The 449-nt window shown below is 71.3% G+C and carries 1 protein-coding gene; it reads left to right on the top strand.

The annotated features are described in order from the left end of the window. A partial coding sequence (locus tag AC1DYK_RS35790; RefSeq protein WP_478170584.1) for a hypothetical protein occupies window positions 1–449 on the top strand: 449 nt, incomplete at both ends.

The raw sequence follows: 449 nt of genomic DNA, 5'->3' as shown, positions 1-449 counted from the left end.
CGTGAACTCGCTCTACCCGCCGCGGATGACCGGCCGCCCAGGGCGGCTCGAAGTCTGGTACGCGACGTTGACCGATCCCCGTACCGGCACCGGCGTGTGGATCCACCACGAAGTGGTGGCACCCAAGCACGACGGCCCGGCCCGGGCGCATGGCTGGATATCCGTATTCCCGCCGGACGGACCGCCGGTCACCGAGCGGTTCGGGGCCCCGGATTCCTCACCGCCTCAGGGCGAGGCGTACTTCGAGGTGCCGGGGGTGCGGGCAACGCCCCGGCTGCTGGAAGGCACCGCGGGCGCGATCACCTGGCGCCTGACGGTCACCGGCGGCGGAGAGCCCCTCTACACCTTTCCGCGCTGGTCCTGGCAGCGTGAACTACTGCCCGCCGCCCAGGTCGTGCCTGCCCCCGACGCCATATTCGCCGGGGAACTCGTCGTCGGAGAAAGGCGGT

The organism is Variovorax sp. P2_H12 (assembly GCF_056403395.1).
The sequence above is the reverse complement of the archived record's forward strand: the minus strand, read 5'-3'. Positions and strand labels throughout refer to the sequence as shown.